The sequence below is a fragment of the Pseudomonas sp. 3MA1 genome, assembly GCF_029237275.1.
GTDB classification, from domain to species: domain Bacteria; phylum Pseudomonadota; class Gammaproteobacteria; order Pseudomonadales; family Pseudomonadaceae; genus Aquipseudomonas; species Aquipseudomonas fluorescens_AP.
Window position 1 is genome coordinate 223,123 of record NZ_JAACFX010000009.1, and the last position, 24,397, is coordinate 247,519.

The window sequence follows — 24,397 nt, forward strand, 5'->3', positions numbered from 1 at the left end:
TGAATGGTCTTGAGTCATAAAGGTGACTATTCAGGCCTTCTTTGGCTCTAGGCGGCCTTTTTCAAAGCTGCTACTCTCGGCGCGCTTTGTGACTTCTCGGCCTAAGTAAACAGCCAGACTCACCAACAATAGACACCAATAAAAAACACAGACAAATAATAATCGCATCAACTGCGGTGATGAATTCGCGTTGCTGAGGAGTGGGCTTCCATGATCGAAGACTTTTGGAAGGATAAGTACCCAACTGGGATTGCTGCCGATATCAATCCAGACGAGTATCCGAATATTCAGGCGGTATTGAAACAATCCTGCCAACGTTTCGCTGACAAACCGGCCTTTAGCAACCTTGGCAAGACAATCACCTATGGTGAGTTGTATGAATTGTCCGGTGCCTTCGCCGCGTACCTGCAGCAGCATACCGATTTGCGGCCCGGCGATCGAATCGCGCTGCAACTGCCCAACCTGCTGCAATACCCGATCGCGGTATTCGGTGCGATCCGCGCCGGCCTGATCGTGGTCAACACCAACCCGCTGTACACCGCGCGGGAAATGGAACACCAATTCAATGACTCCGGGGCCAAGGCCCTGGTCTGCCTGGCCAACATGGCCCATCTGGCAGAGAGCGTGGTGCCCAAGACCGGGGTCAAGCACGTGATCGTCACCGAAGTGGCGGACCTGTTGCCGCCCCTCAAGCGCCTGCTGATCAACAGTGTGGTCAAGTACGTGAAGAAGATGGTGCCGGCCTACCACTTGCCCCAGGCGGTCAAATTCAATGACGCCTTGAGCAAGGGCCGCGGCCAGCCGGTGCAGGAAGCCAATCCCGCCAGCGGCGACGTCGCCGTGCTGCAGTACACCGGCGGTACCACCGGCGTGGCCAAGGGCGCGATGCTGACCCACCGCAACCTGGTGGCCAACATGCTGCAGTGCAAGGCGCTGATGGGCTCCAACCTCAATGAAGGGTGCGAGATCCTCATCACGCCGCTGCCGCTGTACCACATCTATGCGTTCACCTTCCATTGCATGGCCATCATGCTCATGGGCAACCACAACATCCTGATCAGCAACCCGCGGGACTTGCCGGCGATGGTCAAGGAACTGTCGAAGTGGAAGTTCAGCGGTTTCGTCGGCCTCAACACCCTGTTCGTGGCCCTGTGCAACAACGAAGCCTTCCGCAAGCTGGATTTCTCCGCGCTGAAAGTCACCCTGTCCGGGGGCATGGCCCTGCAGCTGGCGGCGGCCGAGCGCTGGAAGTCGGTGACCAACTGCCCGATCTGCGAAGGCTACGGCATGACCGAAACCAGCCCGGTGGCCACGGTCAACCCGATCCAGAACATCCAGATCGGCACCATCGGCATTCCGGTGCCTTCGACCCTGTGCCGGGTGATCAACGACGCCGGCGACGAACTGCCGTTGGGCGAAGTCGGCGAGTTGTGCGTGAAGGGCCCGCAAGTGATGAAGGGCTACTGGCAGCGCCAGGACGCCACCGACGAAGTCCTCAGCAGCGAAGGCTGGCTCAAGACCGGTGACATTGCCCTGATCCAGCCGGACGGCTACATCCGCATCGTCGACCGCAAGAAGGACATGATCCTGGTTTCGGGCTTCAACGTTTACCCCAACGAACTGGAAGACGTGCTGGCCTCGCTGCCGGGCGTGCTGCAGTGCGCGGCCATCGGCATACCGGATGAAAAGTCTGGCGAGATCATCAAGATCTTCATCGTCGCCAAGCCAGGGGTGACCCTGACCAAGGAGCAGGTGATGGAGCACATGCGCGCCAACGTCACCGGCTACAAGGTGCCCAAGGCCGTGGAGTTCCGCGATGCCCTGCCGACCACCAACGTCGGCAAGATCCTGCGCCGCGAACTGCGTGACGAAGAGCTGAAGAAGCTCGGCGTGAAGAAGTAAGCCGCGCCCACAAAAAGCCCCGCCAGTGCGGGGCTTTTTTATGGGTTCGCGCCAGGAGCGGCTTATTGCTGGAACTGGGCAAAACTCACGCCGGTGCCGGCGGGGCGCACGTCCTTGAGGAAGGAGTCCTTGTCGGCGCTCAGCTCCAGGCTCAGGGCGGCCTTGCGCTTGCCTTGGTTGCGGATCACCAGGCCTTCGAGTTTTTCCCGCAGGAACACCGTCGGCACCTTCAGGTGCAGCAGTTGGTCGGTGTCCGGGGTGTGCAGCAGCAGGTGGACCCATTCGTACTGGCCGATGGCCAGGCGGGTGACCAGGATATCGAACCACCAGATATTGCGATTGCGGTTCAGCTCCGCGAAATGGCAGTTGTTGACGCCCAGCACCGCACCGCCCAGTTCCTGGTTTCTGCGGGCGATGGCCTGCTTTTTATCGAGTTTCATAACATTCCTACGGGGATTGGATCTTCAGTGCGTGGCCTGAACAGGTCGAGCATTCTCCCGGGTTGCCCGGCAAACATAAAGCGCAACCTGGCACCGCTGATGAAATGCCCGATGAAAAATAATTGAAACTCTGCGCAACGGCCACGAGTCAACCTTGGGTAACGACGCAAATCCTCTTTGTTTGATCAATGAATGTTCTACGGAGAAATACCATGGGCAGCACAGCAGATAAGGCAAAAGGTCTGGTCAACGAAGCCATCGGCAACGTCAAGCAAGGTGTCGGTAAGGCCACCGACAACACCAAGCTGCAGGCAGAGGGCAAGCTGCAGGAGAAGAAGGGTGAAGCCCAGCAAGCCTTGGGCAAAGCCAAGGATGCTGTGAAGAAAACCATCGACAAGGCCTGAAACTCCCGGGATCGATGATGCACCGCAGCGGCCATCCAAGGATGGCCGTTTTTATGTTCAGGCCCAGTGGGGCGGTCAGCCAATCCACGTGTTGTCATGGTTGCGGTTCGCCAACTGAGCTAATTTGTTGTAGAAAACGCCCCCTGAGTCGCTTTCGACTTCAACCTTTTTGCGGCGAAAGGAGACGCTATGATTTTTCCGGACCTCAAAGGTTTGCCCTTGCACCGGGTGCTGATTCGCACGGTGCATGAATTCATTGCGGACGAGATGTCCACCTACGCCTCGGCACTGGCCTACCAGATGCTGTTCTCGCTGTTCCCTTTCATCCTGTTTCTCATTGCCCTGATCGGTTTCTTGCACTTGCCGGACTTCTTCAGCTGGCTGCGCCTGCAATCGGAACTGGTGTTGCCGCCCCAGGCGCTGGAGCAGGTCAACCCGGTGATCGACCAACTGCAGCAGTCCAAGGGCGGGCTGCTCTCCGTGGGTATCGTCATCGCGCTGTGGACCGCCTCGGCGGGCGTGCGCCTGATGATGAGCGCGATGAACGCGGCCTACGATGTGGTCGAGGGGCGGCCGATCTGGAAGCGTTTTCCGCTGTCGATCTTCTACACCGTGGGTATCGCCGGCATGCTCCTGGCCGCGGCGGCGCTGATGGTGCTGGGGCCGCAGGTGATGACCTGGCTGGCCGGGCAGGTGGGCCTGGAAGAGTTCATCGTCACCCTGTGGACCATCCTGCGCTGGCCGGTGATCGTGCTGCTGATGATGGTGGCCGTGGCCCTGATGTATTACGTGATGCCCGATGTGAAGCAGAAATTCCGCTTTATCACCCCCGGTTCGGTGCTGGCGGTGGTGGTGTGGATCGTGGCGTCCCTGGGGTTCGCCTACTACGTGAAAACCTTTGCTAACTACAACGCCATGTATGGCAGTATCGGCGCGATCATCGTGCTGCTGCTGTACTTCTATATCTCTTCGGCCGTGCTGTTGCTGGGGGCGGAGATGAACGCGGTGATCGAACACATGTCGGCCGAAGGCAAGGAACCTGGCGAAAAGGACTTTGACGGGCCCGGCGACAAACAACACGTTTCTGGACTGGGCCGGGACCACTCGCTCCGTCCCACTACTGACGAAGCCTGAACATGATCCGTGAAATCCTCAAAATGGGCGATGAACGCCTGCTGCGCATTGCCCCGCCGGTGCCGCCCGAGATGTTCGACAGTCCGCAGTTGTGGGAGCTGATCGACGATATGTTCCAGACCATGGAAAGTGTCGGTGGCGTAGGGCTGGCAGCGCCGCAGATCGGTGTCGACCTGCAACTGGTGATCTTCGGCTTCGAGCACAGCGAACGCTACCCGGACGCCGAAGCCGTGCCCCAGACCATTCTCATCAATCCCCTGATCACCCCGCTGAGCCCGGTGCTGGAAGAAGGCTGGGAAGGCTGCCTCTCGGTCCCCGGACTGCGCGGAGCGGTGCAGCGCTACCAGCACATTCGCTACGAAGGCTTCGACCCCAAGGGCGAGCCGGTGGTGCGCGTGGCGTCGGGCTTTCACGCCCGGGTGGTGCAGCATGAATGCGATCACCTGATCGGTCGGCTGTACCCGTCGCGGATCAGTGATTTCAGCAAATTCGGCTTCACTGAGGTGCTGTTTCCCGATCTGGATCCCAACGCCGACGACTGATCTTGCGGCCCCCGGCTCACGGGGGCGGGTCGAACGCGGGGGCGCCCATGGCCAGCAGCGGCTTGCTGCGTTGGTAGCGGGCCAGGCGTTCGGCCAGGGCCGCTGGCAGGTGGGGCGCGCGGGTGAAACTCATGCGTTGATACAAAGTTTCCAGGTCCGGGTGGCAGAACAGCCAGAGCGGGCCTGGCACCACCTGTCGGGCTCGCTGCACCAACTGCGCCGCCAGCCCCCGGCCACGGTGGGACGGGGCGACGAACAAACCCGTCAGCCAATGCCCCTGAGCCAGCGGGGTCAGGCTCATCCCGGCAATCACCTCGCCCTCTTTGACCACCCACAGCTGGCCCTCGGACGAGGCACGCATGGACGAGCGGTGCTGGCGATAGAACTTGTTCAGCAAGGGGCGAGAGGCCTCGTCGAGCGGGCCGATCTGCAGGCTGGGCATGGCGTTTCCGGGGTTGCGACTGGGCGCGGCGGATTATAAAGGAACCCTGGCGGTCCATAGGTGCTATACCTGAAGCCTATCCCGCATCAGTGGAGTCGCTGTCATGTCCAAAGGTATGAACGCCAAGAAAAACGCCAAGAAGAAACCGGCCAAGAGCGCGGACGAGAAACGCGCCGAGAAAAAGGCCAAGAAAACCGAAGTGAACATCTTCGGCCATTGATCGCTTTGACCAAGCCCGCATTGCGGGCTTGGTTTTGTCTGCTCTCGGGCACGTCCCGACGTCTCTCCAGCTCCTCTATGCCAGCTCTAGCGCCAGTGCCTCGCGCACCGTCGGGCGCTGCTCGATGCGTGCCTGGAACTGCAGCAAGGCTGGCCAGGTGGCCAGGTCGATGGCAAACACCGCGGTCCAGCGCAGCACGGTGAACAGATAGGCATCGGCAATGGTGAACTGTCCACCTTGCAGGTAGTCCTGTTGCGCCAGGATCTGTTCCAGCAGGGCCAGGCGCTTGAACAGCTTTTGCCGGAACAGCTCCTTGGCCTTGTCATCCAGCGCAGAGTTGAACAGCCAGCCCATGATCCCGTGAACCTCGCTGCTGATGAAGTTCAGGGTTTCCTGCAGCCGTACCCGCTGCCAGCTGCCCTGGAGCGCCGCCAGACCGGCCTCGGGCTTGAGGTCGGCGAGGTACTGCAGGATCGCCGGACCCTCGGTCAGCACTTCGCCGTTGTCCAGTTGCAGGGCGGCAACGTAGCCCTTGGGGTTGATGGCGAGGAAATCCTCACCCTGGGCCGTGCGTTTGCTGCGATTGTCGACACGGATCGCTTCGAACGGCAGTTGCAGTTCCCGCAGCACGATATGGCAGGCCAGGGAGCAGGCTTGAGGGGCGTAGTAGAGTTTCATCGGCGGCTCTCCAGTGAAGGTTCGCAGCAGTGTCGGCGAGGCTGCTGGCATGGGTAAAATTCATTTTTCAGAAAACGGCCATAAGGACAGCTACTGCCATGATGAACCTGATGCACTGGCGGCTGCTGGTGGCGATCGCCGAATGCGGCACCATCACCCGTGCCGCCGAGCAAGTGGGGATGACCCAGTCCGGGGCCAGCCAGGCCCTGGCGCAGATGGAGGACATGCTTGGCGTTCAGGTGTTCATCCGCGAGCGTCGCCAGGCGCTGCCTACGGCGATCGGTCAGCAGGTGCTGGAGCAGGCGCGGGTGATGCTCGGTGCGCTGGCCCAGGTGCGGCGCCAGGTGGACGCGGCCCGGGGCGTGTCTCACGGCAGCCTGCGCCTGGCGGGGTTTCCCATGGTCCTGGCGCACGTTCTGCCGCCCTTGCTGCGGCGCTTCAGGCAGTTGCACCCGGGAATCGAGATGGTGCAGCTGGAGGTCAGCGACGATGAGGTCGAAGCCCTGCTGGAGGCGCAACTGGTGGACCTGGGGGTGGTGCTGAACCCCGCGGCCGAGCGTCGCTCGTGGTTGCTGGGGCTGGACTCGTGGGTAGCGGTATTGCCCCGGGAGCATCCCTGGCAGGCGGCGAGCATCGATCTTGCGACCTTGCTGGCACAGCCCTTTGTCCTGGCCACTGGCGGTTGCTCGGTGAACGCCCGCAGTCTGGCGGCCGACGCCGGCTTGTCCCTGGCGCACGTGCGGATCGAAGTGCGGGAGTGGAACAGCGCGTTCAGTCTGGTGCGTGAAGGGCTGGGGGTGACCCTGGTCCCGGAAAGTACCTTGCCGGAGCAGCGCCAGGGCTTGCGGGTGTTGCCATTGAGTCGCCCTATCGAGCGTCGGTTCGCCCTGGTAGCGGCGCCGGGTCGTGAGCAAAGCGGTATGGTTCAGGCGTTCGTGCAGATACTTGAGTGAGGTTAGTCAGAACATTCTTAACGTCTTGTTGGACACTTATTGAGAATGCATCCAATGATTTTAAAAGTTGTGAAAACCGACTGACTGGTGGTCTTGCATAGGGGGCGCGGCTGTCTATGCTCAGTTGTGAAAAAAACTATGGATTGCGTTGTCAGGCATTGCCTCTCACCCCGCGATGTTTGCCCTTGTACCGAGTGATTGCGCAATGTTTATCCGCGGGCGGCACCAAGAACATGAACAAAGACGAGAGTGCGCAACCAGAGGCACCAGAGGTTCGGGAGTTATTAATTAGATGGAGTTTCTTTTCTTTGTTAGGTCGGCCCGTTTATAGGGCATCAAGAAAAGGATGGCTTGATAAGAGCGTTGCAATATGAACTCTCCGATTGAACATCATTGATCACCTGACAATTCCTCTCTCATGTGAAGGGGGGTGTTTGCCGTGTTTTATCGAACGTTGTAGTGGCTCAGTTGAAAGACTAGGAACTTCCGTCAATCAAAAGACAGCGTTGAAGGTGATACAACCATGTTTAACCTACATCACAAGGCTGACCTGCAAGAGATCGAACGTTTTAATTGTGCGCTGGCCGAGGCCAACGCCAAGCTGGCGGCAATCAGCCGCTCCATGGCGATGATCGAGTTTTCTCCCGATGGCATCGTGCTCGATGCCAACGACAACTTCTGCCAGACCATGGGCTATTCCGCTGAAGAGATACGTGGCAAGCATCACCGGATCTTTTGCGAGGAAGAGTTCTACCGCAGCGAGGAATACGCCAAGCTCTGGCGCGACCTGGGGCGCGGCGAACCGGTCAGCGGCACCTTCCTGCGGCTGAACAAGCGCGGCGAGGAGATCTGGCTCGAAGCCAGCTACATGCCGGTGTTCGATGCCGATCGCCGGGTCAAGAGTGTGATCAAGGTGGCTTCGGACATCTCCGAACGCATCCATGTCGAACATGAAAACCAGAGTCTGCTGAATGCCATCGGCCGTTCCATGGCGATCATCGAGTTCAGTCCGGACGGCACGATCCTCAAGGCCAACGACAACTTCCTCAAGACCATGCAGTACCCCTTGAACGAAATCCTGGGCCAGCACCACAGCATGTTCTGTCACCGGGCTGAAGCCGAGTCATCGGAGTACAAGCAGTTCTGGGCTTCGTTGAACCGTGGCGAGTATCACTCCCATCGTTTCGAGCGGGAAAACAAGTACGGTCAGACGGTGTTCCTCGAGGCCTCCTACAACCCCCTGTTCGACACCAAGGGCCGCTTGTACAAGGTGGTCAAGTTCGCCAGCGATATCACCCAGCAGATGACCAGCCTGCAATCGGCCGCCGAATCCGCCCACAGCACCTCGGTTCAGAACGACGCCTGCGCCCAGAAGGGCTCGCAGGTGGTGCAGCAGACGGTGCAGATCATCCAGCAGATTTCCCACGATCTGAACGAGGCGGCGCGCAGCATCGATGCGGTGAGCAAGCAGTCGGAGATCATCGGCAGCATTGTCCAGACCATTCGCGGAATCGCCGACCAGACCAACCTGCTGGCGCTCAATGCGGCCATCGAGGCGGCTCGGGCCGGCGAGCACGGGCGAGGCTTTGCGGTGGTGGCGGACGAAGTGCGCAGCCTGGCGGCGCGAACCAGTCAGGCCACGGTGGAAATCGTCGAAGTGGTGCGCAAGAACCACGACCTGTCGATGAGCGCGGTCACCAGCATGCAATCGAGCCTGAGTCGCACCGGTGTCGGGGTCGAACTGGCCAATGAGGCCGGAGAGGTGATTCTGGAGATCCAGCAAGGCTCGCGACATGTGGTGGATGCCATCAGCCAGTTCAATTCGACCTTGCAGTTGCAGTGACTCGCTCAGGCCAGGCACAAAAAAGGGTTCCCGTTGGGAACCCTTTTTCGTCGTGTGCCATTACAGCGAGGCGAGGAATTTCTCGTCGATCGGTTTGGCGCTGGTCTTGGTGTCAGCCTCTTCCTTGGCCAGCTGCATCTTGTCTTTCAGGCGCTGGGCGATTTCCTGGTTGATGGCCAGCTGGCGCTCCGGCGGCAGGTTCTTCAGGTCTTCTTCGGTCAGGCCCATATCCTTGAGGATGCTGTCGCGCAGACGCTGTTCGGGCGTCTTGCTCATGTAGTCCTTGAATTCGCTCAGGGCGCCGGACTCGGTGGCGCTATTGGCCTGTGGCGTGCTCGCGGTCGGCGGCGTGGCCTGGAGCAGGACGCGGGTCTTGGCGAACGCGGCATTGACGTTGTCGTCCACGGAATTGCCTTGCAGGCTGGACTGGGACGTCGGCACGGTGACGGAGTTCTGGGCCTGCTGCAGCATGCCACTGTACAGCGCGCTGGCGGCTGCAGTGGTCGGGTCCATATCGGTGCGCGAGGTGGGCTGCACCGAAACGGATTTCTGGGCGTTGACCAACATGATCGGGAACCTGTGTGAGAGAACTAGGCGAGTAGTTCAGCAAGATCCATGCCGAATAAAATCACCCTTTAATATCAAAGGATTGGCGCCGCCGGGCGCTGCCGGGCTGTCCGCCGGCGGACAAGTCTTGCCGCTTTCTGGCAAGCGCCGCCCGGGTTTGCCGAGGGCGGCGCTCCGTAGGTGATGGGGATGCCGAGTGCTTCCCGGAAGGCGTCGTCCACCGGAATCTCGACGTCCGGTTCGACGCGCTCGGTCCGGGTGAAAGCGGTAGCGCTCCTGCGAGCCCTGGAAGAATACCTGGCCGGCCCGGCCACCGGCGCCGCTCAGCAATAGGTTGAGGCCATCCGTGCCCAATCTCCGGTAGCAGTTAACGCTGTAGATCAGGCTAGGGGATGCCGTTGCGTCCATGCAGGCGAAAGCCCGGACGCAGGCTGAGGCGTTCGTAGTAGGCGGCCACGGCGGGGAAGTCCGGGTGTGCCATCGGGGTCATCTTCCAGCGATTGACCGAGAGGCCAAGGACGATATCCGCCAGGCTGAAGTCTTCACCGAGAACATAGTTCCCGGTGCTCTCAAGCTGCCGTTCAAGGATCGCCATCTTGCCGTTCCAGGCCTGCAGGCTGGCGTCGATGCGCCGGCTGTCCTGGCAATCCGGATGCTGGCGCACCAGGCCCATGAAGGCGTAGCTCCAGGCCGGATTGAGTTCGGTGGCCTGCCAGTCCATCCACTGTTCCACCAGGGCCCGGGCCCGTGGGGCGAGCGGCAACAGGCCGCTGCCGGGATGCAGGTTGGCCAGGTAGCGGCAGATGCTGTTGGACTCCCACAGGGCGCCGGCGTCATCGATCAGCACCGGAACCTGGGCATTGGGGTTGAGGGCGAGAAACTCAGGAGTGTGGGTCGATTGGAAGCCGCTGCCCCAATCTTCCTGTTGGTAGGCAAGGCCCAGCTCCTCACAGGTCCACAAGACTTTTCTGACGTTGATGGACGAGGCTTTGCCAAGAATTCTGTACGGGGCTCCCATGACGCTTCCTTGTTCGTGGCTCAGACGGGCCATGGGAATCTATCAGTGTGTTCGGTTCCCGGCGATGGCCAATGGGCCTGCGGGTGTTTGTCCGCGCCTCAGGCCGGGTCGGGCAAGGCCGAGGCCGGCAGGCCGAAGACCCGGTCGAACAACCAGTTGAAGACGAAGGTGTAGCAAGGGATGAACAGGATCAGTGCCAGGTCCAGGAGGAAGGCCTGTACCAGGCTGATGTTCATCCACCAGGCAATCAGCGGGATCAGGAACACGATCAGGGTCAATTGGAAGCCCACGGCGTGGGCGATGCGGCGCTTGACGGTGCGGGTGCGCGACGGCTGGCGGCTTTCCCAGCGCTCGAAGAGGCTGGTGTAGATGAAGTTCCAGGTCACCGCGATGCTGGTGATCACCACCGCCAGCGGCCCGGTGCTGCTGGGCGAGGTGCCGGACAGCAGGGCCAGGCCGAGGGCCGAGAAGGTCATGCCGAACACCTCGAACAGGGATACGTAGAGCAGTTTGCGTTTCACGCCTTGCATGGGAATTCCTCGGTATTAAATGCAGCTGGCCAGGGCTGGGCTGGCACGGGGCGCAAAAGATAGCTTCAATATCCATGACAGAAAAAGTCGGAAGCTTTCAGTTTTACTGATAGGTTGTGCCCATGAATTTTTCCAGCGACAGCATCCAGTTGTTTCTCGCCGTGCTTGAGCGCGGTTCCTTTTCCGCGGCGGCCCGGGCGCTGGGCAAGGTGCCCTCGGCGGTGAGCATGGGCATTGCCAATCTTGAGGCCGAACTGGGGTACGCCCTGTTCGATCGCAGTCATCGCGAGCCGGTGCCGACGCCCCTGGCGCTGTCGCTCGCGCCCCATGCCCGGCTGATTGCCGATCAGCTCAAGCAGTTGCAGGTGCATGCCATCGAGCTGTCCCTGGGGCTGGAAAGCACACTCTCGATCGCGGTGGTGGATGACATCGACAAGCAGCGGCTGCTGGCGTCCATCAAGCTGCTGGCCGAGCGCTATCCGTTGCTGGACGTGGAAGTCCTCAGCGCTCCGCAGGATGACGTGCTGCAGCTGCTGCACAGCGGACGGGTCAGCGTTGGCGTGGCCTTTGCCGGCCTGAGCGTGAATGCCCTGGAGTACTTCCAGTACGCCGGCAGCGAACGGATCATCGCCTGCATTTCACCCCGGCATCCGCTGTTCCTGGCCAGCGAGGGGGCGCTGTATCTGGAGGAGTTGATCCGGGTTCGCCAGGTGGTGGTGGCCAGCCGCGACCTGCCCATCAGCGATACCCGGCCCCTGGTGGGCGAGTCGCTGTGGCGCACCGACACCCTGACCATGGCCCTGCACATGGTGGAGGCGGGGATCGGCTGGGGCAATTTCCCGCTGTCGGTGATCCAGCCGCTGCTGGCAGCAGGTCGCTTGCAGCGCTTGACGTTCAAGAATCTCGACAACGGCCTGTCGTTGCCGGTGCATGCGGTGTGGCTCAAGAGCCGGCCACTGCAGAAGGGCGCCCTGGCCCTGGTGCAGTTGCTCAGTGGCGAAGATCCGGCGCTGGGGCCGCCGCCCGGCCCCGGGTTCTAGGCCAGGGCCTGCTGGCGCAACCAGCGCAGCAGTTGGCCGGCCGCCGAGTCGTCGCTGATCGCCTGGGCGGATAACAGGTAGTAGGCACTGCCGTCGGCGACGAAGCCGCAAGGGGCGCACAGCAGTCCGTCGCGCAGGTCGTCGCGCACCAGTTGCCAGGGGGCGATGGCCAGCCCCAAGCCCGCCACCGCCGCTTGCAGGCTGAAGTAGAAATGCTCGAAGACTTGCTCCTGAGGAGCCTGCGACAGCGGCAGCTGACGCAATTGCAGCCATTGTTCCCAGGCTTGCGGCCGGGTGGCGCTGTGCAGGCGCGGGGCGTGCTCCGCGAGGACCGGCTGCTGGTTCGACGCTGGCGTCCAGTCAGCCTGCTTGTCCGGGCGGCACACCGGGCCAATGGCTTCGTCGAACAGCCAGTGGGCCTGGGTCTGGTGGTCCCAGGCGAAATCATTGCGGCGGATCGCCAGGTCGATGCCGGCGTTGAACGAGAAGGGCCCGCCGCCCGCCAGCAACTGGATCGATATTTCCGGGTGAGCGGCCTGGAACGCCGGCAGGCGTGGAATCAGCCAGCGCATCAGCAGGGTCGGTTCGCAGGACAGCACCAGCGGCGCCTCGGGGTCCGGTGCCCGCAGGCGGCGGCTGGTGTTTTCGATCAGGTCCAGGGCCTGGGTCACGCTGTGCAGCAGTTCGGCCCCGGCCGAGGTGAGAAACACCCGGTGGCTGCGGCGCTCGAACAGGGCGGTGCCCAGGTCTTCTTCCAGGCTGCGCACGGCGCGGCTGATGGCGCCGTGGGTCAGGTGCAGGGCGGTGCCGGCCAGGGTGAAACTCTCCAGGCGCGCGGCGGCTTCGAAGCAGCGCAGGGCGCCGAGGGGCGGCAGGCGTCGGCGCGATGTCTGTGAGTTTTTATCACCAAGAGTGTCAGTTTTCATCGTTGGCCCTACCCCTGAAGATCCCCATACAGTAGCGCCAGATTGTATAACCGAGGCGTAGGCAACGTGACAGAACTGTTAGTCGTAATCACCATCACCATTCTCGCGGTACTCAGCCCCGGGGCCGACTTTGCCCTGGTCACCCGTAACAGCCTGATGCTCTCGCGCCGTCACGGCGTGCTGACCGCGGTGGGAATCGGGCTCGGGGTCATGCTGCATATCGGCTACAGCCTGCTGGGGGTGGGGCTGCTGTTGCAGCAGTCGCCGCTGTGGTTCACCGGGCTGAAGCTCGCCGGGGCGCTGTACCTGATCTACCTGGGCATCCGCTTGTTGCGCAGTCCCGCCCAGGGACCGCAGGAGGTGGCGGGGCGTGGCCAGGTGTCGTCCTGGGCGGCCCTGCGCAGCGGTTTCCTGACCAATGCGCTGAATCCGAAGACGATGATTTTCGTCCTCAGCCTGTTCATGCAGGTGATCCAGCCGGGCACCGGGTTGTCGCTGCAGATCGGCTACGGGGCGATCATCGTCCTGGCCCACGTTCTGTGGTTCGTGGCCGTGGCGCTGTTCTTTTCGGCGCCGGCCATTGCCGACCGGCTGATGGGCTACAAGCGCCGTATCGATCAGCTGTTCGGGCTGGTGCTGATCGGCTTTGGACTGCTGCTCAGTGTGCTGGGCGTGCAGCCCTGAGCCCTCAGGTGCTTTCCCGGATCCGCAGTTCGAAGCCCATGTCCACCACGGGCTCGGTCACGCTGTTACCGGCCAGCAGGGTCAGCATCTGCTCGGCGGCGCGGCGGCCGATGGCTTCCCTGGGAGTGCTGATGCTGCTCAGGCGCGGCACCATGTGCTCCGAGGACGGCAGGTCGTTGAAACCCAGCACCGCCACTTGCTCCGGAACCTTGATCCCGCAGCGCATGGCTTCCAGCAGGGCGCCCTGGGCCAGGTCGTCGTTGCCGAAGAAGATGGCGTCCACTTGCGGCTGGCTCTGCATCAATTGCAGGAACAGTTCGCCACCCAGGCCGACCGAGGACGGACGCGGGGTCAGCAGTTCCAGATCGGGGTTGTACAGCCCGGCTTCCTGCAGGGCGCGGCGGAAACCTTCGCCGCGCAGCAGGGTGCGTTGATCCAGCTGCGCGCCGACGTAGGCCAGGTGCTTGCGACCACGGGAAATCAGGTGGCGAGCGGCGGTCTCGCCCGCGTTCAACTGGGAGAAGCCCACGCAGTTGAGCCCGGCGCCGGAGTCCAGATCCATCATGTAGACGCAGGGAATGTTGTTGGCCTCGATCATCCGCCGGGAGCTTTCGGTGCGGTCGAAACCGGTCAGCAGCAGCCCGCGCGGCTGGTAGGTCATGTAGTTGCGCAGCAGGTTCTCTTCTTCGTCCCGGGAATAGTGGTAGTTGCCGATCAGCACTTCGAAGCCCTTGGGCCGCAGGACCTGATGAATGGCTTCCAGGGTTTCGATGAACAGCAGGTTGGACAGCGACGGCACCAGCACCACCACCGACTGGCTCTGGGCCGAGGCCAGGGCACGGGCGGCGGAGTTGACCACGTAGTTCAGCTCTTGCGCGGCCTTCTGCACTTTCTCCACCAGCTCGGTGGCCACGCTGCTGACGCCGCGCAACGCCCGGGAGGCGGTGATCGGACTGACACCAGCCAGTCGCGCCACTTCGTTGAGGGTAGGGCGCCCCGTGGTACGGGAGCTTTTATCGTTTTTATGAGGGGTCATCAGACGGCTTGCCAAACAAAATTCAAGTCACTAAGGTAGCGCTGTCCTGAAACAGCTGCAATGCGTGAGCGAGGTGTGCCTGACCCTCGCTCTTTGGTTTGGCGGACTATATACGCGGCAACCCACAAAAATGACAAGAAGGCGTCGGCAGACACTGTTTTTGTACTAGAACTAGAACTAGCGAAGGTAGCGCTGTCTGCGCGCTGAGGTGTTACATGAGTCAACCAATTACCGCCCTGGTCATCATGGGTGTTGCCGGCTGTGGCAAATCCAGCGTCAGTCAGGCCCTGTGCCAGCGCAGCGGCGCCACGGCCATTGAAGGCGATACGTTCCACCCTGCCGCCAATATCGCCAAGATGAGTGCCGGCATTCCCCTCGACGACGACGACCGCGCCGGCTGGCTCGACAGCCTCTGCGAGGAGTTGCGTCGTACCCTGGCCGCCGGTCAGCGTCCGGTGCTGACCTGTTCGGCGCTGAAGCGCAAATACCGTGAACGCCTGCGCGCCGCCACCCCCGGCCTGGGTTTCATCTTTCTCGAACTGACTCCAGCAGTCGCCGCCGATCGCGTGGCGCACCGGCCAGGGCATTTCATGCCTTCGACCCTGATCGACAGTCAGTTCGCCACCCTCGAATCCCCGGTGGGGGAGCCGCTCACCCTGGCCCTGGATGCCAGCACCCTGAGCGTCCAGCGCCTGGCCGAACTGGCCAATCAATGGTGGCTGGAGCATGGCCTTGAACCTTCACATTGAGTGCTGGCTCGAAATAGGTAGCGCTATCCCACTCGGCCCTTGTTTTTAACGCTTAAATAAAAACAACAAACCGGAGGCAATCCCATGTTTGGCATGTCCCAAGAGACCTATCTGCTGGTTGATGCAGTGGTCACCATCATCGGCCTGATCGTGTTGATCACCCGATTCAAGCTGCATCCCTTTATTGCCCTGACCATCGCCGCGGGGTTCCTCGGCCTGACCTCGGGCATGCCAGTGGACAAGATCATCAAGGCGTTCCAGGACGGCTTTGGTGGCGTGCTCGGTTTTGTCGGCATCATCCTGGCCCTGGGCACCATGCTCGGCAAGATGATGGCCGAGTCCGGCGGCGCCGATCAGATCGCCCAGACCCTGATCCGCTCGTTCGGCAAGGAGCGGGTGCAGTGGGCGATGATGTTCGCCGCGTTCCTGGTGGGCATCCCGCTGTTCTTCGAGATCGGCTTCGTGCTGCTGATCCCGCTGGTGTTCATCGTCGCCCGGCGTACCGGGGTGTCGCTGATCAAGATCGGCATTCCGCTGCTGGCCGGCCTGTCGGCGGTGCACGGCCTGGTGCCGCCGCATCCGGGGCCGCTGCTGGCCATCGGCGTGTTCGGCGCCGACATCGGCAAGACCATTCTCTACGGCCTGATCGTTGCCCTGCCGACCGCCATCATTGCCGGTCCGATCTACGGCACCTTCATCGCCAAGTACATCCCGGGTCACCCGTCCCAGGAACTGGTGGACCAGCTGGCCCGTGAAAACACCTCGCAGAACCTGCCCAGCTTCAGCGTGACCCTGCTGACCGTGCTGCTGCCGGTGTTCCTGATGCTGCTCAAGACCTTCGCCGACGTGGCGTTGCCGGACGGGCACTTCTTCCGCATCTGGATGGACATGATCGGCCACCCGATCAGTGCCTTGCTGCTGGCCCTGCTGCTGTCGCTCTACACCTTCGGCTACAAGCAGGGCATTGGCTCCAAGCAGATCCTCGGCCTGCTCGACGCCAGCCTGGCGCCTACCGCGGCGATCATCCTGATCATCGGTGCCGGCGGCGGTTTCAAGCAGATGCTGGTGACCAGCGGCGTGGGTGATGTGATCGGCCACATGGCGGTCAATGCGCAGATCTCGCCGATCCTTCTGGCCTGGCTGGTGGCGGCGGTGATTCGTATCGCCACCGGTTCGGCCACCGTGGCCACCATCACCGGCGCCGGCATCGTGGTGCCGGTGGTGGGGATGATTCCCGGGGTCAACCGCGAACTGCTGGTGCTGGCCACCGGTGCCGGCTCGCTGATCCTGTCTCACGTCAACGACGCCGGGTTCTGGCTGGTCAAGCAGTACTTCAACATGACCGTGGCCGAGACGTTCAAGACCTGGACGGCGATGGAAACCATCCTCTCGGTGGTGGGCCTGATCTTTATCCTGTTGTTGTCGTTAGTGGTTTAAGAGCTTCGCCTGTAGGAGCGGGCTTGCCCGCGAAAAACCGCCAGCACGACCACAAAAAAACCGCATCACTGCGGTTTTTTTGTGCCTGAAGGCGTCTCAGCTTTTCTGCACCAGCCCGTCGGCGCGGAACATGCTGCGAATGCCGCGCACCGCCTGGCGAATCCGGTCCTGGTTCTCGATCAGGGCGAAGCGCACGTGATCGTCGCCGTACTCACCGAAACCCACCCCCGGCGACACGCAGACCTTGGCCTCGGCCAGCAGCTTCTTGGCGAACTCCAGGGAACCCAGGTGCGCATAGGCTTCGGGAATCTTGGCCCAGACGTACATCGAGGCCTTGGGGTTCTCCACCATCCAGCCCAGTTCGTGCAGGCCCTTGACCAGCACGTTGCGCCGCTGCCGGTATTGCTCGGCAATGTCTTTCACGCACTGCTGGTCGCCTTCCAGGGCGGCAATCGCCGCCACCTGCAACGGGGTGAAGGTGCCGTAGTCGTGGTAGCTCTTGATCCGCGCCAGGGCGCTGACCAGCTCCGGGTTGCCGACCATGAAGCCGATGCGCCAACCGGCCATGTTGTAGCTCTTGGACAGGGTGAAGAACTCCACCGCGATGTCCTTGGCCCCCGGCACCTGCATGATCGACGGGGCTTTCCAGCCGTCGTAGACGATGTCGGCGTAGGCCAGGTCGTGGATCACCAGCACGTCGTACTGCTTGGCCAGGGCGATCACCCGCTCGAAGAAATCCAGCTCCACGCACTGCGCAGTGGGGTTGGAGGGAAAGCCCAGGATCATCATCTTCGGCTTGGGGATCGAACCGCGAATGGCCCGCTCCAGCTCGGCGAAGAAGTCCACCCCGGGCACCAGCGGCACCGAGCGCACCTGGGCGCCGGCGATCACCGCGCCGTAGATGTGGATCGGGTAGCTGGGGTTGGGCACCAGCACCGTGTCGCCCTGGTCCAGGGTGGCCAGCATCAAATGCGCCAGGCCTTCCTTGGAACCGATGGTGACGATGGCTTCGCTTTCCGGGTCGATGTCGACCTCGTAGCGATCCTTGTACCAACGGGAAATCGCCCGGCGCAGCCGTGGAATGCCTTTGGAGGTGGAGTAGCCGTGGGTGTCCTCGCGCTGGGCAACGGTCACCAGTTTTTCGACGATGTGCGGCGGAGTCGCGCCGTCGGGGTTGCCCATGCTCAAGTCGATGATGTCTTCGCCGCGCCGACGCGCAGCCATCTTCAGCTCGGCAGTGATATTGAACACGTAAGGGGGGAGACGATCGATGCGCGCAAAGCGGCGCGGCGAACCTTGTTCGGCCATTGTTGCCTCGAAAAGACGTAAGCGCCCGGAACCGTCCGAGCGACGTTGGCCACTGCGGTGGCCTGCGGGGCAGACGATAAGGGCGCTGGCGCGGGCTTGTCCAGAGGGACGGAAAATTATTTTCGTGGCGCCGGGCGGATTTGCGAGGGTCGATGATTTGCCGCTATAACGTGCACGCTTTTTGCCTGCAAGGGCTGCGACCCAGGTCGGCCAGGGCGATTTTTCAGCGCTCGGCGGACCTGGGCAGCGCTTCGAACCACCGCATCAAACGGGATGAATGATGGAGTTTACCAGCGGCTTTTTGCTGAGCCTTTCGCTGTGCCTGGACATCGGCGTGGCCAATATCGCGATGATCACCCTGGCCATGCAGCGCGGCTATTTCCAGGGCTTCTGCCTGGGCCTGGGGACCTGCGTGGGGGACCTGGTCTACGCGCTGCTGGCCCTGGCCGGGATGACCGTGCTGCTGCAGTACGAAACTGTGCGTTGGGTGCTGTGGCTCGGCGGTTCGGCGCTGTTGGTGTATTTCGCGGCGAAGATGATTTACGCCGCCATTCATCACAGCGCGACACTGGCCACCGCCGGGGAGGCGGATCGTGGTTCGCCGCGCAAGGAGTTCCTGCGCGGTATCTTCCTGGCCATGTCTTCCCCCAGCGCGATCCTCTGGTTCGCCGCCGTGGGCGGCACCCTGATTGCCCGATCCGGGGGCGGCACGATCGGCGACTCCGGGTTGTTCCTGGCCGGCTTCTTTTGCGCCGGGCTGGTCTGGACCATGGGTCTGTGCCTGGCCGCGACCCAGGGCGGCAAGTTGCTGGGCGACAAACTGTTGCGCTACTCCTACCTGGCATCTGCGGCGATCTTCTGCTATTTCGCGGTGTACGTGATCCTATCCGGTTATCAGGAGTTCATCGTCGGGGCCGGGGTGGTCGACCTTCCGGCGCTCTGATCCTGGCCCTGGCGATTGGCTTCTATACTTGCTGCCGTACCCATCATTTCTGCGGCAGGAGTGGCATTCATGGATGAGCAAAAACAGGGCGCAGGTCCCGAACCGCGCTTCGAAAGAGAGCGTTTTCTGCTGATCGCCGGCTTCAGCGAGCGGTTTACCCCAGGCGCCGGCCAGGACATCGGCCAGCTCTGGCAGCGCTTCATCCCCCACATCGGCAAAGTGCCGGGGCAGGTGGATGAGGTGACTTACGGCGTCTGCTGCAACCCCGATGGCCAGGGCAGCTTCGAATACCTGGCCGGGGTCGAGATCAGCAAGCTCGACGATTTGCCCGAGCGCTATCGCTGGATCGAAGTGCAGCCGCAGAACTATGCGGTGTTCGAGCACGGCGGCTCCTTGCAGGAGCTGCCCCAGACCTTCAACTACATCTGGAAGACCTGGCTGCCCCAGTCCGGTCGCGAGGCCGCCGATGCCCCGGAATTCGAGCGCTACAGCGCCGATTTCAACCCCGATACCGGCAGCGGCGTGGTGGAGGTCTGGCTACCGCTCAAAAGTGCATGATCCCCTCGGGGGCGCTGGCCGGCCCCCGATTCCCCCGGCCTTGGCCGCAATCTATACGCCGTCTTAATACCGCCCCCCGCAATCAGTGTCCGACCTTGATACGCCCTCACCTAACCTGCGTGGCGCAGAGGAGAGCGGCGGACGGCTCGTTCCCGACTCCCTGCCGGTGCCCATTGCCGGGCGCCTGACCGGTTGCGCCCCGGGCCGCTGTCTGCGGTTGCGGCGCGGCCTCAATGGATTAAGGGGAAAAGCCTTGCTGACACTGGAATTCATCTACGGCGCCAGCGGTTTCTGCGCCGTGCTGCTGTTTGTCTACCTGGGTTACGCGCTGATCCGTGCCGAGAAATTCTGATGACCGCACTCAGCGCTACCCCGGCATTTTCATTCGCCCGTCCGGGCATTCTCGAGAAAGGAAACCAGCCATGTACGACCTGATCTTCGTGGGCCTGTCCCTGGGGTTCTTTGTACTGACGGCCCTGGTCATCGTCGCCATGGGCAAGATTTGAACGGAGCATCGACATGTTGAGTACTGTGCTGGAATACGCGGTGATCCTCGGGGTAATGACCGGGCTCGCCGTACTCATGGGCAAATGGCTGACCCGGGTCTTCAGCGGCCGCGGCCACGCCTTGCCCGAGCGGGCCACCTACCGCCTGCTGGGGATCGATCCCGGCGAAACCATGGGCTGGGCCCGCTATGGCTCGGCGCTGCTGCTGTCCAACGCGGCGATGATGCTCCTGGGCTACCTGGTGCTGCGCCTGCAAACCGTCATGCCCCTCAACCCCCTGGGGCTGGCGGCGCAAACCCCGGACCTGGCGTTCAACACCGCCGTGTCCTTTATCACCAACACCAACTGGCAGGCGTACTCCGGGGAAAGCAGCCTGTCGAACTTCAGCCAGATGGCGGTGATCACCTTCCTGATGTTCGTCGGCGCCACCGCCGGTGTTGTCGCCGCGGCGGGTTTCATTCGCGGCCTGAGCCGTTCCAGCTCGGCGGATATCGGCAACTACTGGGTCGACTTCACCCGCACCCTGTACCGGGTGATGCTGCCTCTGTGCCTGGTCATGGCCCTGGTCTATGTCTGGCAGGGCATGCCCCAGACCCTCAACTCCCAAGCCCTGGCCACCACCCTGGAAGGCGCCCAGCAGCAGTTGATCGTCGGCGCCGTGGCCAGCTTCGAGTCGATCAAGCACATCGGCACCAACGGCGGCGGCTTCTTCAGCATGAACGCCGCCCACCCGTTCGAGAACCCGACCCCGCTGACCAACGTCCTGCATATCCTCAGCATGTTGCTGATTCCTTCGGCGCTGACCTACACCTTCGGCAGCATGCTCCTGCGCCGGCGTCAGGGCTGGGTGTTCTTCGGCACTTTCCTGGTGATGTTCGTCGGCTTCCTGGCCATCGTCTTCACCGCGGAACAGGGCGGTAATCCGCTGCTGACCCAGGCCGGCGCCGACCAGCAACTGTCGGCGACCCAGAGCGGCGGCAACATGGAAGGCAAGGAACTGCGCTTCGGCATCGCCGACACCGCGCTGTTCGTCACCACCACCACCGGCGCCACCACCGGTTCGGTGAACGCCATGCATGACTCGCTGACCCCCATGGGCGGCTTCGTGCCCCTGGCGCAGATGATGCTCAACTGCGTGTTCGGCGGCGACGGCGTGGGCTTTATCAACCTGATCCAGTACGCCCTGCTGACGGTGTTCCTGGTGGGCATGATGATCGGCCGCAGCCCGGAATTCCTCGGCAAGAAGATCGAGGCCCGGGAGATCAAGCTGGTGATGCTCTCGGTGCTCGCGCACCCGATCTGCATCCTCGGTTTCACCGCCCTGGCGGCGCTGTGGCCGGACACCCTGAACAGCCTCAACAACCTTGGCCCCCATGGTTTCAGCGAGGTGCTCTACGCCTACGCCTCGGGTACCGCCAACAACGGTTCGGCGTTTGCCGGGCTCAATGCCAACACGCCGTTCTTCAACACCACCATTGGTCTGGCAATGCTCATGGGGCGCTTCTTCACCATGCTGCCGATGCTGGCGGTGGCCGGTTCCCTGGCGGCGAAAAAGAACATCCCGGCCGGTGCCGGCACCATTCCCACCGCCACGCCGCTGTTCATGTTCCTGGTGGTGTTCGTGGTGCTGGTGGTCGGTGGCCTGACTTTCCTGCCGGCGCTCGCGCTCGGCCCGCTGGTGGAGCAACTGCAGTTGCTGGCCGGCCAGACTTACAAGTAAGGGGTTGTGATGACGACGCAAATGCAAACCCAAGGCACCACCGTGGTGCTGTTCAAGGGCCTGTTGCGCCCGGTGCTGGTGGCGGCGGTGTTCTTCATGCTGCTGACCGGGCTGGCCTATCCGCTGGCGACCACGTTGCTGGCCAACCTGCTGTTCCCGTTCCAGGCCCAGGGCAGCCTGGTGCAGCGTGACGGCCTGGTGGTGGGCTCAAAACTGATCGGCCAGTCCTTCAGTCGCCCGGAGTATTTCCAGGGTCGGCCGAGCATGACCCTGGGCAGCGATCCGCTGGACCCGAGCAAGAGCGTGCCCCAGCCCTACAACGCCGGGGCCAGCGGTGCCAGCAACCTGGGCCCCACCAGCCAGAAGCTGGTGGACAGCGTGAGCGCGCGGGTCAGCGCCTATCGCCAGCTCAACGGTCTGGCGGCGGATATCCCGGTGCCGGTGGACGCGGTGACCGCTTCGGCTTCCGGCCTGGACCCGCACATCTCCCTGGCCAACGCCCAACTGCAACTGAACCGGGTGGCCCGCCTGCGCAACCTGCCGCTGGCCGAGCTGCAGGCGCTGCTGCAGGACCACAGCGAAAGCCGCACCTTCGGCCTGCTCGGCGAGCCCCGGGTCAATGTGCTGCAACTCAATCTCGCGCTGGATGCCCTGGCACCCGTGCCTGCCTCGCCCCTTGCGGTCAGTGAGTAAGAGATACCGATCATGAGTAAGAACCCTCGTATAGCGTTGTTCGACCGTGGGCTGTTGCTGACGGCGTGCCTGGATGCGGTGAAGAAGCTGCTGCCCCAGGCGCAGTGGAAGAACCCGGTGATGTTCGTGGTCTACCTGGGCAGCATTCTCACCACCCTGCTGTGGTTCCAGTCCCTGGGCGGTGAAGGCGAGGCCTCCAGCGGCTTCATCCTTAGCATTACCCTGTGGCTGTGGTTCACCGTGCTGTTTGCCAACTTCGCCGAAGCCCTGGCCGAGGGCCGCAGCCGGGCCCAGGCCGCGAGCCTCAAGGGCATGAAGCGCCAGACCCTGGCCAAGCTGTTGCAGCAGCCCAAGCATGGCGCTGCCTGGCTGCCGATGGCCGCCAGCGAGCTGCGCAAGGACATGGTGGTGCTGATCGAAGCCGGCGACCTGGTGCCTTTGGATGGCGAGGTCATCGAAGGCGTGGCCACGGTGGACGAGAGCGCCATCACCGGTGAATCGGCGCCGGTGATCCGCGAGGCCGGGGGCGACTTTTCCTCGGTCACCGGCGGTACCAAGGTGCTGTCGGACTGGCTGGTGGTGCGCATCAGCGTCAACCCCGGCGAGTCGTTCCTGGACCGCATGATCTCCATGGTGGAATCGGCCAAGCGCCAGAAGACCCCCAACGAGGTGGCCCTGACCATTCTCCTGGTGGGCCTGACCCTGTTGTTCCTGCTGGTGATCGTGACCCTGAGCCCGTACTCGATCTTCGCCGTGGCCATGAGCGGCACCGGCAGCGTGATCAGCGCCACGGTGATGGTGGCGTTGCTGGTGTGCCTGATTCCCACCACCATCGGCGGCCTGCTCTCGGCGATCGGCGTGGCGGGCATGAGCCGGATGATGTCGGCCAATGTCATCGCCACGTCCGGGCGCGCTGTGGAAGCCGCCGGGGACGTCGACGTGCTGCTGCTGGACAAGACCGGCACCATCACCCTGGGCAACCGTCAGGCCAGCGCCTTCCTGCCGGCCCCGGGAATCAAGGACAGCGAACTGGCGGACGCCGCGCAACTGGCCTCCCTGGCGGACGAAACCCCGGAAGGGCGCAGCATCGTGGTGCTGGCCAAGCAGAAGTTCGACATCCGTGGCCGCGACATCGAGGCCCTGGGCGCCAGCTTCGTGCAGTTCACCGCGCAGACCCGCATGAGCGGCGTCGACCTGCCGGAGGGGCGCAGCATCCGCAAGGGCGCGGCCGATGCCATTCGCCGGCACATCGAAGCCCTGGGGGGCAGCTTCCCGCCGGCCTTGCAGGCCAAGGTCGATGAAGTCTCCCGGCGCGGCAGCACGCCGCTGGTGGTCAGCGACGGCGCCCAGGCCCTGGGCGTGGTGGAACTCAAGGACGTGGTCAAGGGCGGGATGAAGGAGCGCTTCGCCGAACTGCGGCGCATGGGCATCAAGACCGTGATGATCACCGGCGACAACCGCCTGACCGCGGCGGCGATTGCGGTGGAGGCCGGGGTCGATGATTTCCTCGCCGAGGCCCGTCCCGAGGACAAGCTGCAACTGATCCGCGACTACCAGGCCAAGGGCAAGCTGGTGGCCATGACCGGCGACGGCACCAACGACGCCCCGGCCCTGGCCCAGGCCGACGTGGCGGTGGCGATGAACAGCGGCACCCAGGCGGCAAAGGAAGCCGGCAACATGGTCGACCTGGACAGCAACCCGACCAAGCTGATCGAGGTGGTGGAAGTCGGCAAGCAGATGCTCATGACCCGCGGCGCCCTGACCACCTTCAGCGTGGCCAACGACGTGGCCAAGTATTTTGCTATCGTACCGGCCGCGTTCGTCGCCACTTACCCGCAATTGGGCGCGTTGAACGTGATGCAGCTGACCAGCCCGAACTCGGCGATTCTCAGTGCGGTGATCTTCAATGCGCTGATCATCGTGTTCCTCATCCCCCTGGCGCTCAAGGGGGTGAAGTACCGCTCGATCGGCGCGGCGGCCCTGCTTAACCGCAACCTGCTGATCTATGGCCTGGGCGGGGTGCTGGTGCCCTTTGCCGGGATCAAGCTGATCGACATGCTGCTGGCCGGGCTTGGCCTGGTTTGAGGCAAGGACTGACAATGCGGCGCTCCCCGGAGCGCCGCA

At 62.7% G+C, this 24,397-nt stretch carries 26 protein-coding genes; 17 read left to right on the plus strand and 9 right to left on the minus strand.

The features are described 5' to 3' along the window. The first annotated feature begins 210 nt into the window (after window positions 1–210). The gene (fadD1, locus tag GWQ44_RS23315; RefSeq protein ID WP_047305714.1) at window positions 211–1,902 is read left to right on the plus strand and encodes a long-chain-fatty-acid--CoA ligase FadD1; all 1,692 of its coding nucleotides are present in this window, start codon (window positions 211–213) and stop codon (window positions 1,900–1,902) included. Window positions 1,903–1,964: 62 nt separating this feature from the next. Here fadD1 and GWQ44_RS23320 read toward each other — a convergent pair whose 3' ends face one another. Next, window positions 1,965–2,342 carry a hypothetical protein gene (locus GWQ44_RS23320; RefSeq protein ID WP_060840664.1) on the minus strand — a complete coding sequence of 126 codons (378 nt, stop codon included), beginning with the start codon at window positions 2,340–2,342 and terminating at the stop codon, window positions 1,965–1,967. A 212-nt stretch (window positions 2,343–2,554) separates the two neighbouring features. On the opposite strand from GWQ44_RS23320, the gene GWQ44_RS23325 reads away from it, so the two are divergent. From GWQ44_RS23325 to def, 3 genes are all read left to right on the plus strand, one after another. Continuing rightward, a complete protein-coding gene (locus tag GWQ44_RS23325; protein ID WP_275928343.1) occupies window positions 2,555–2,746 on the plus strand; it encodes a CsbD family protein in 192 nt (63 codons plus the stop codon). 189 nt (window positions 2,747–2,935) lie between these two features. Beyond that, window positions 2,936–3,880, plus strand: a complete 945-nt coding sequence (locus GWQ44_RS23330; protein WP_199009808.1) for a YihY/virulence factor BrkB family protein — start codon at window positions 2,936–2,938, stop codon at window positions 3,878–3,880. A 2-nt stretch (window positions 3,881–3,882) separates the two neighbouring features. Then, complete coding sequence (def, locus tag GWQ44_RS23335; protein ID WP_047305712.1) at window positions 3,883–4,422, plus strand: peptide deformylase; 540 nt, start codon at window positions 3,883–3,885, stop codon at window positions 4,420–4,422. Window positions 4,423–4,438: 16 nt separating this feature from the next. Here the strand turns inward: def and GWQ44_RS23340 are convergent, their stop codons facing one another. Both GWQ44_RS23340 and gstA read right to left on the minus strand, forming a co-directional pair. Then, the gene (locus GWQ44_RS23340) at window positions 4,439–4,864 is read right to left on the minus strand and encodes a GNAT family N-acetyltransferase (protein ID WP_275928344.1); all 426 of its coding nucleotides are present in this window, start codon (window positions 4,862–4,864) and stop codon (window positions 4,439–4,441) included. A 295-nt stretch (window positions 4,865–5,159) separates the two neighbouring features. Then, on the minus strand, window positions 5,160–5,762 hold the full coding sequence (gene gstA / locus GWQ44_RS23345; protein WP_275928345.1) for a glutathione transferase GstA: 603 nt from the start codon (window positions 5,760–5,762) through the stop codon (window positions 5,160–5,162). A gap of 98 nt (window positions 5,763–5,860) precedes the next feature. On the opposite strand from gstA, the gene GWQ44_RS23350 reads away from it, so the two are divergent. Together GWQ44_RS23350 and GWQ44_RS23355 are read left to right on the plus strand one after the other, a co-directional pair. Continuing rightward, window positions 5,861–6,715, plus strand: a complete 855-nt coding sequence (locus tag GWQ44_RS23350; protein ID WP_275928346.1) for a LysR family transcriptional regulator — start codon at window positions 5,861–5,863, stop codon at window positions 6,713–6,715. A 523-nt stretch (window positions 6,716–7,238) separates the two neighbouring features. Then, window positions 7,239–8,558: a PAS domain-containing methyl-accepting chemotaxis protein gene (locus GWQ44_RS23355; RefSeq protein ID WP_016967283.1), complete on the plus strand. Its 1,320-nt coding sequence runs from the start codon at window positions 7,239–7,241 to the stop codon at window positions 8,556–8,558. Between the two features lie 60 nt (window positions 8,559–8,618). Here the strand turns inward: GWQ44_RS23355 and GWQ44_RS23360 are convergent, their stop codons facing one another. The 3 genes from GWQ44_RS23360 to GWQ44_RS23370 form a co-directional block, all read right to left on the minus strand. Further along, window positions 8,619–9,125 carry a hypothetical protein gene (locus GWQ44_RS23360; protein ID WP_275928347.1) on the minus strand — a complete coding sequence of 169 codons (507 nt, stop codon included), beginning with the start codon at window positions 9,123–9,125 and terminating at the stop codon, window positions 8,619–8,621. 385 nt (window positions 9,126–9,510) lie between these two features. Then, a complete protein-coding gene (locus GWQ44_RS23365; protein ID WP_275928348.1) occupies window positions 9,511–10,143 on the minus strand; it encodes a glutathione S-transferase in 633 nt (210 codons plus the stop codon). Between the two features lie 98 nt (window positions 10,144–10,241). Next, on the minus strand, window positions 10,242–10,673 hold the full coding sequence (locus GWQ44_RS23370) for a PACE efflux transporter (RefSeq protein ID WP_275928349.1): 432 nt from the start codon (window positions 10,671–10,673) through the stop codon (window positions 10,242–10,244). A gap of 122 nt (window positions 10,674–10,795) precedes the next feature. Here GWQ44_RS23370 and GWQ44_RS23375 point away from each other — a divergent pair, with 122 nt between their 5' ends. Next, on the plus strand, window positions 10,796–11,713 hold the full coding sequence (locus GWQ44_RS23375; protein ID WP_275928350.1) for a LysR family transcriptional regulator: 918 nt from the start codon (window positions 10,796–10,798) through the stop codon (window positions 11,711–11,713). On the opposite strand, the gene GWQ44_RS23380 is transcribed toward GWQ44_RS23375, so the two are convergent. Further along, a complete protein-coding gene (locus GWQ44_RS23380) occupies window positions 11,710–12,639 on the minus strand; it encodes a LysR family transcriptional regulator (RefSeq protein WP_275928351.1) in 930 nt (309 codons plus the stop codon). The two genes, GWQ44_RS23375 and GWQ44_RS23380, sit on opposite strands and share 4 nt — an antisense overlap. 66 nt (window positions 12,640–12,705) lie before the next feature. On the opposite strand from GWQ44_RS23380, the gene GWQ44_RS23385 reads away from it, so the two are divergent. Beyond that, window positions 12,706–13,323, plus strand: coding sequence for a LysE family transporter (locus GWQ44_RS23385; RefSeq protein WP_047305705.1), 618 nt, complete (start codon window positions 12,706–12,708; stop codon window positions 13,321–13,323). 4 nt (window positions 13,324–13,327) lie between these two features. Here GWQ44_RS23385 and GWQ44_RS23390 read toward each other — a convergent pair whose 3' ends face one another. Next, complete coding sequence (locus GWQ44_RS23390; RefSeq protein WP_016967276.1) at window positions 13,328–14,359, minus strand: LacI family DNA-binding transcriptional regulator; 1,032 nt, start codon at window positions 14,357–14,359, stop codon at window positions 13,328–13,330. A gap of 215 nt (window positions 14,360–14,574) precedes the next feature. On the opposite strand from GWQ44_RS23390, the gene GWQ44_RS23395 reads away from it, so the two are divergent. Next, a complete protein-coding gene (locus tag GWQ44_RS23395) occupies window positions 14,575–15,108 on the plus strand; it encodes a gluconokinase (RefSeq protein ID WP_047305703.1) in 534 nt (177 codons plus the stop codon). A gap of 84 nt (window positions 15,109–15,192) precedes the next feature. Then, window positions 15,193–16,545 (plus strand): GntP family permease, encoded by a 1,353-nt coding sequence (locus GWQ44_RS23400; protein ID WP_047305702.1) that lies wholly within the window; start codon window positions 15,193–15,195, stop codon window positions 16,543–16,545. 96 nt (window positions 16,546–16,641) lie between these two features. Here the strand turns inward: GWQ44_RS23400 and alaC are convergent, their stop codons facing one another. Next, window positions 16,642–17,853 carry an alanine transaminase gene (alaC, locus tag GWQ44_RS23405; protein ID WP_060840648.1) on the minus strand — a complete coding sequence of 404 codons (1,212 nt, stop codon included), beginning with the start codon at window positions 17,851–17,853 and terminating at the stop codon, window positions 16,642–16,644. A 280-nt stretch (window positions 17,854–18,133) separates the two neighbouring features. Between alaC and GWQ44_RS23410 the strand changes: the two genes are divergently transcribed. The 7 genes from GWQ44_RS23410 to kdpB all read left to right on the plus strand — a co-directional run bounded on the left by GWQ44_RS23410 (window position 18,134) and on the right by kdpB (window position 24,358). After that, complete coding sequence (locus GWQ44_RS23410) at window positions 18,134–18,796, plus strand: LysE family translocator (protein WP_275928352.1); 663 nt, start codon at window positions 18,134–18,136, stop codon at window positions 18,794–18,796. 69 nt (window positions 18,797–18,865) lie between these two features. Next, window positions 18,866–19,354: a GyrI-like domain-containing protein gene (locus tag GWQ44_RS23415; protein ID WP_103742200.1), complete on the plus strand. Its 489-nt coding sequence runs from the start codon at window positions 18,866–18,868 to the stop codon at window positions 19,352–19,354. A 253-nt stretch (window positions 19,355–19,607) separates the two neighbouring features. Beyond that, on the plus strand, window positions 19,608–19,706 hold the full coding sequence (gene kdpF / locus GWQ44_RS23420) for a K(+)-transporting ATPase subunit F (RefSeq protein ID WP_016968152.1): 99 nt from the start codon (window positions 19,608–19,610) through the stop codon (window positions 19,704–19,706). Continuing rightward, complete coding sequence (locus GWQ44_RS23425) at window positions 19,690–19,860, plus strand: hypothetical protein (RefSeq protein WP_162884082.1); 171 nt, start codon at window positions 19,690–19,692, stop codon at window positions 19,858–19,860. Before kdpF ends, GWQ44_RS23425 begins: the two co-directional genes overlap by 17 nt. 13 nt (window positions 19,861–19,873) lie before the next feature. Next, window positions 19,874–21,580 (plus strand): potassium-transporting ATPase subunit KdpA, encoded by a 1,707-nt coding sequence (kdpA, locus tag GWQ44_RS23430; RefSeq protein ID WP_179600194.1) that lies wholly within the window; start codon window positions 19,874–19,876, stop codon window positions 21,578–21,580. A 9-nt stretch (window positions 21,581–21,589) separates the two neighbouring features. After that, complete coding sequence (kdpC, locus tag GWQ44_RS23435) at window positions 21,590–22,273, plus strand: potassium-transporting ATPase subunit KdpC (protein WP_275928353.1); 684 nt, start codon at window positions 21,590–21,592, stop codon at window positions 22,271–22,273. Window positions 22,274–22,285: 12 nt separating this feature from the next. Further along, window positions 22,286–24,358, plus strand: coding sequence for a potassium-transporting ATPase subunit KdpB (gene kdpB / locus GWQ44_RS23440; RefSeq protein WP_016968149.1), 2,073 nt, complete (start codon window positions 22,286–22,288; stop codon window positions 24,356–24,358). Window positions 24,359–24,397: the final 39 nt, after the last annotated feature.

Coding starts and splice junctions, on each gene's coding strand:
- fadD1 (WP_047305714.1), top strand. CDS start 211: ATGATCGAAGACTTTTGGAAGGATAAGTACCCAACTGGGATTGCTGCC.
- GWQ44_RS23320 (WP_060840664.1), bottom strand. CDS start 2,342: ATGAAACTCGATAAAAAGCAGGCCATCGCCCGCAGAAACCAGGAACTG.
- GWQ44_RS23325 (WP_275928343.1), top strand. CDS start 2,555: ATGGGCAGCACAGCAGATAAGGCAAAAGGTCTGGTCAACGAAGCCATC.
- GWQ44_RS23330 (WP_199009808.1), top strand. CDS start 2,936: ATGATTTTTCCGGACCTCAAAGGTTTGCCCTTGCACCGGGTGCTGATT.
- def (WP_047305712.1), top strand. CDS start 3,883: ATGATCCGTGAAATCCTCAAAATGGGCGATGAACGCCTGCTGCGCATT.
- GWQ44_RS23340 (WP_275928344.1), bottom strand. CDS start 4,864: ATGCCCAGCCTGCAGATCGGCCCGCTCGACGAGGCCTCTCGCCCCTTG.
- gstA (WP_275928345.1), bottom strand. CDS start 5,762: ATGAAACTCTACTACGCCCCTCAAGCCTGCTCCCTGGCCTGCCATATC.
- GWQ44_RS23350 (WP_275928346.1), top strand. CDS start 5,861: ATGATGAACCTGATGCACTGGCGGCTGCTGGTGGCGATCGCCGAATGC.
- GWQ44_RS23355 (WP_016967283.1), top strand. CDS start 7,239: ATGTTTAACCTACATCACAAGGCTGACCTGCAAGAGATCGAACGTTTT.
- GWQ44_RS23360 (WP_275928347.1), bottom strand. CDS start 9,125: ATGTTGGTCAACGCCCAGAAATCCGTTTCGGTGCAGCCCACCTCGCGC.
- GWQ44_RS23365 (WP_275928348.1), bottom strand. CDS start 10,143: ATGGGAGCCCCGTACAGAATTCTTGGCAAAGCCTCGTCCATCAACGTC.
- GWQ44_RS23370 (WP_275928349.1), bottom strand. CDS start 10,673: ATGCAAGGCGTGAAACGCAAACTGCTCTACGTATCCCTGTTCGAGGTG.
- GWQ44_RS23375 (WP_275928350.1), top strand. CDS start 10,796: ATGAATTTTTCCAGCGACAGCATCCAGTTGTTTCTCGCCGTGCTTGAG.
- GWQ44_RS23380 (WP_275928351.1), bottom strand. CDS start 12,639: ATGAAAACTGACACTCTTGGTGATAAAAACTCACAGACATCGCGCCGA.
- GWQ44_RS23390 (WP_016967276.1), bottom strand. CDS start 14,359: ATGACCCCTCATAAAAACGATAAAAGCTCCCGTACCACGGGGCGCCCT.
- GWQ44_RS23395 (WP_047305703.1), top strand. CDS start 14,575: ATGAGTCAACCAATTACCGCCCTGGTCATCATGGGTGTTGCCGGCTGT.
- GWQ44_RS23400 (WP_047305702.1), top strand. CDS start 15,193: ATGTTTGGCATGTCCCAAGAGACCTATCTGCTGGTTGATGCAGTGGTC.
- alaC (WP_060840648.1), bottom strand. CDS start 17,853: ATGGCCGAACAAGGTTCGCCGCGCCGCTTTGCGCGCATCGATCGTCTC.
- GWQ44_RS23410 (WP_275928352.1), top strand. CDS start 18,134: ATGGAGTTTACCAGCGGCTTTTTGCTGAGCCTTTCGCTGTGCCTGGAC.
- GWQ44_RS23415 (WP_103742200.1), top strand. CDS start 18,866: ATGGATGAGCAAAAACAGGGCGCAGGTCCCGAACCGCGCTTCGAAAGA.
- kdpA (WP_179600194.1), top strand. CDS start 19,874: ATGTTGAGTACTGTGCTGGAATACGCGGTGATCCTCGGGGTAATGACC.
- kdpC (WP_275928353.1), top strand. CDS start 21,590: ATGACGACGCAAATGCAAACCCAAGGCACCACCGTGGTGCTGTTCAAG.
- kdpB (WP_016968149.1), top strand. CDS start 22,286: ATGAGTAAGAACCCTCGTATAGCGTTGTTCGACCGTGGGCTGTTGCTG.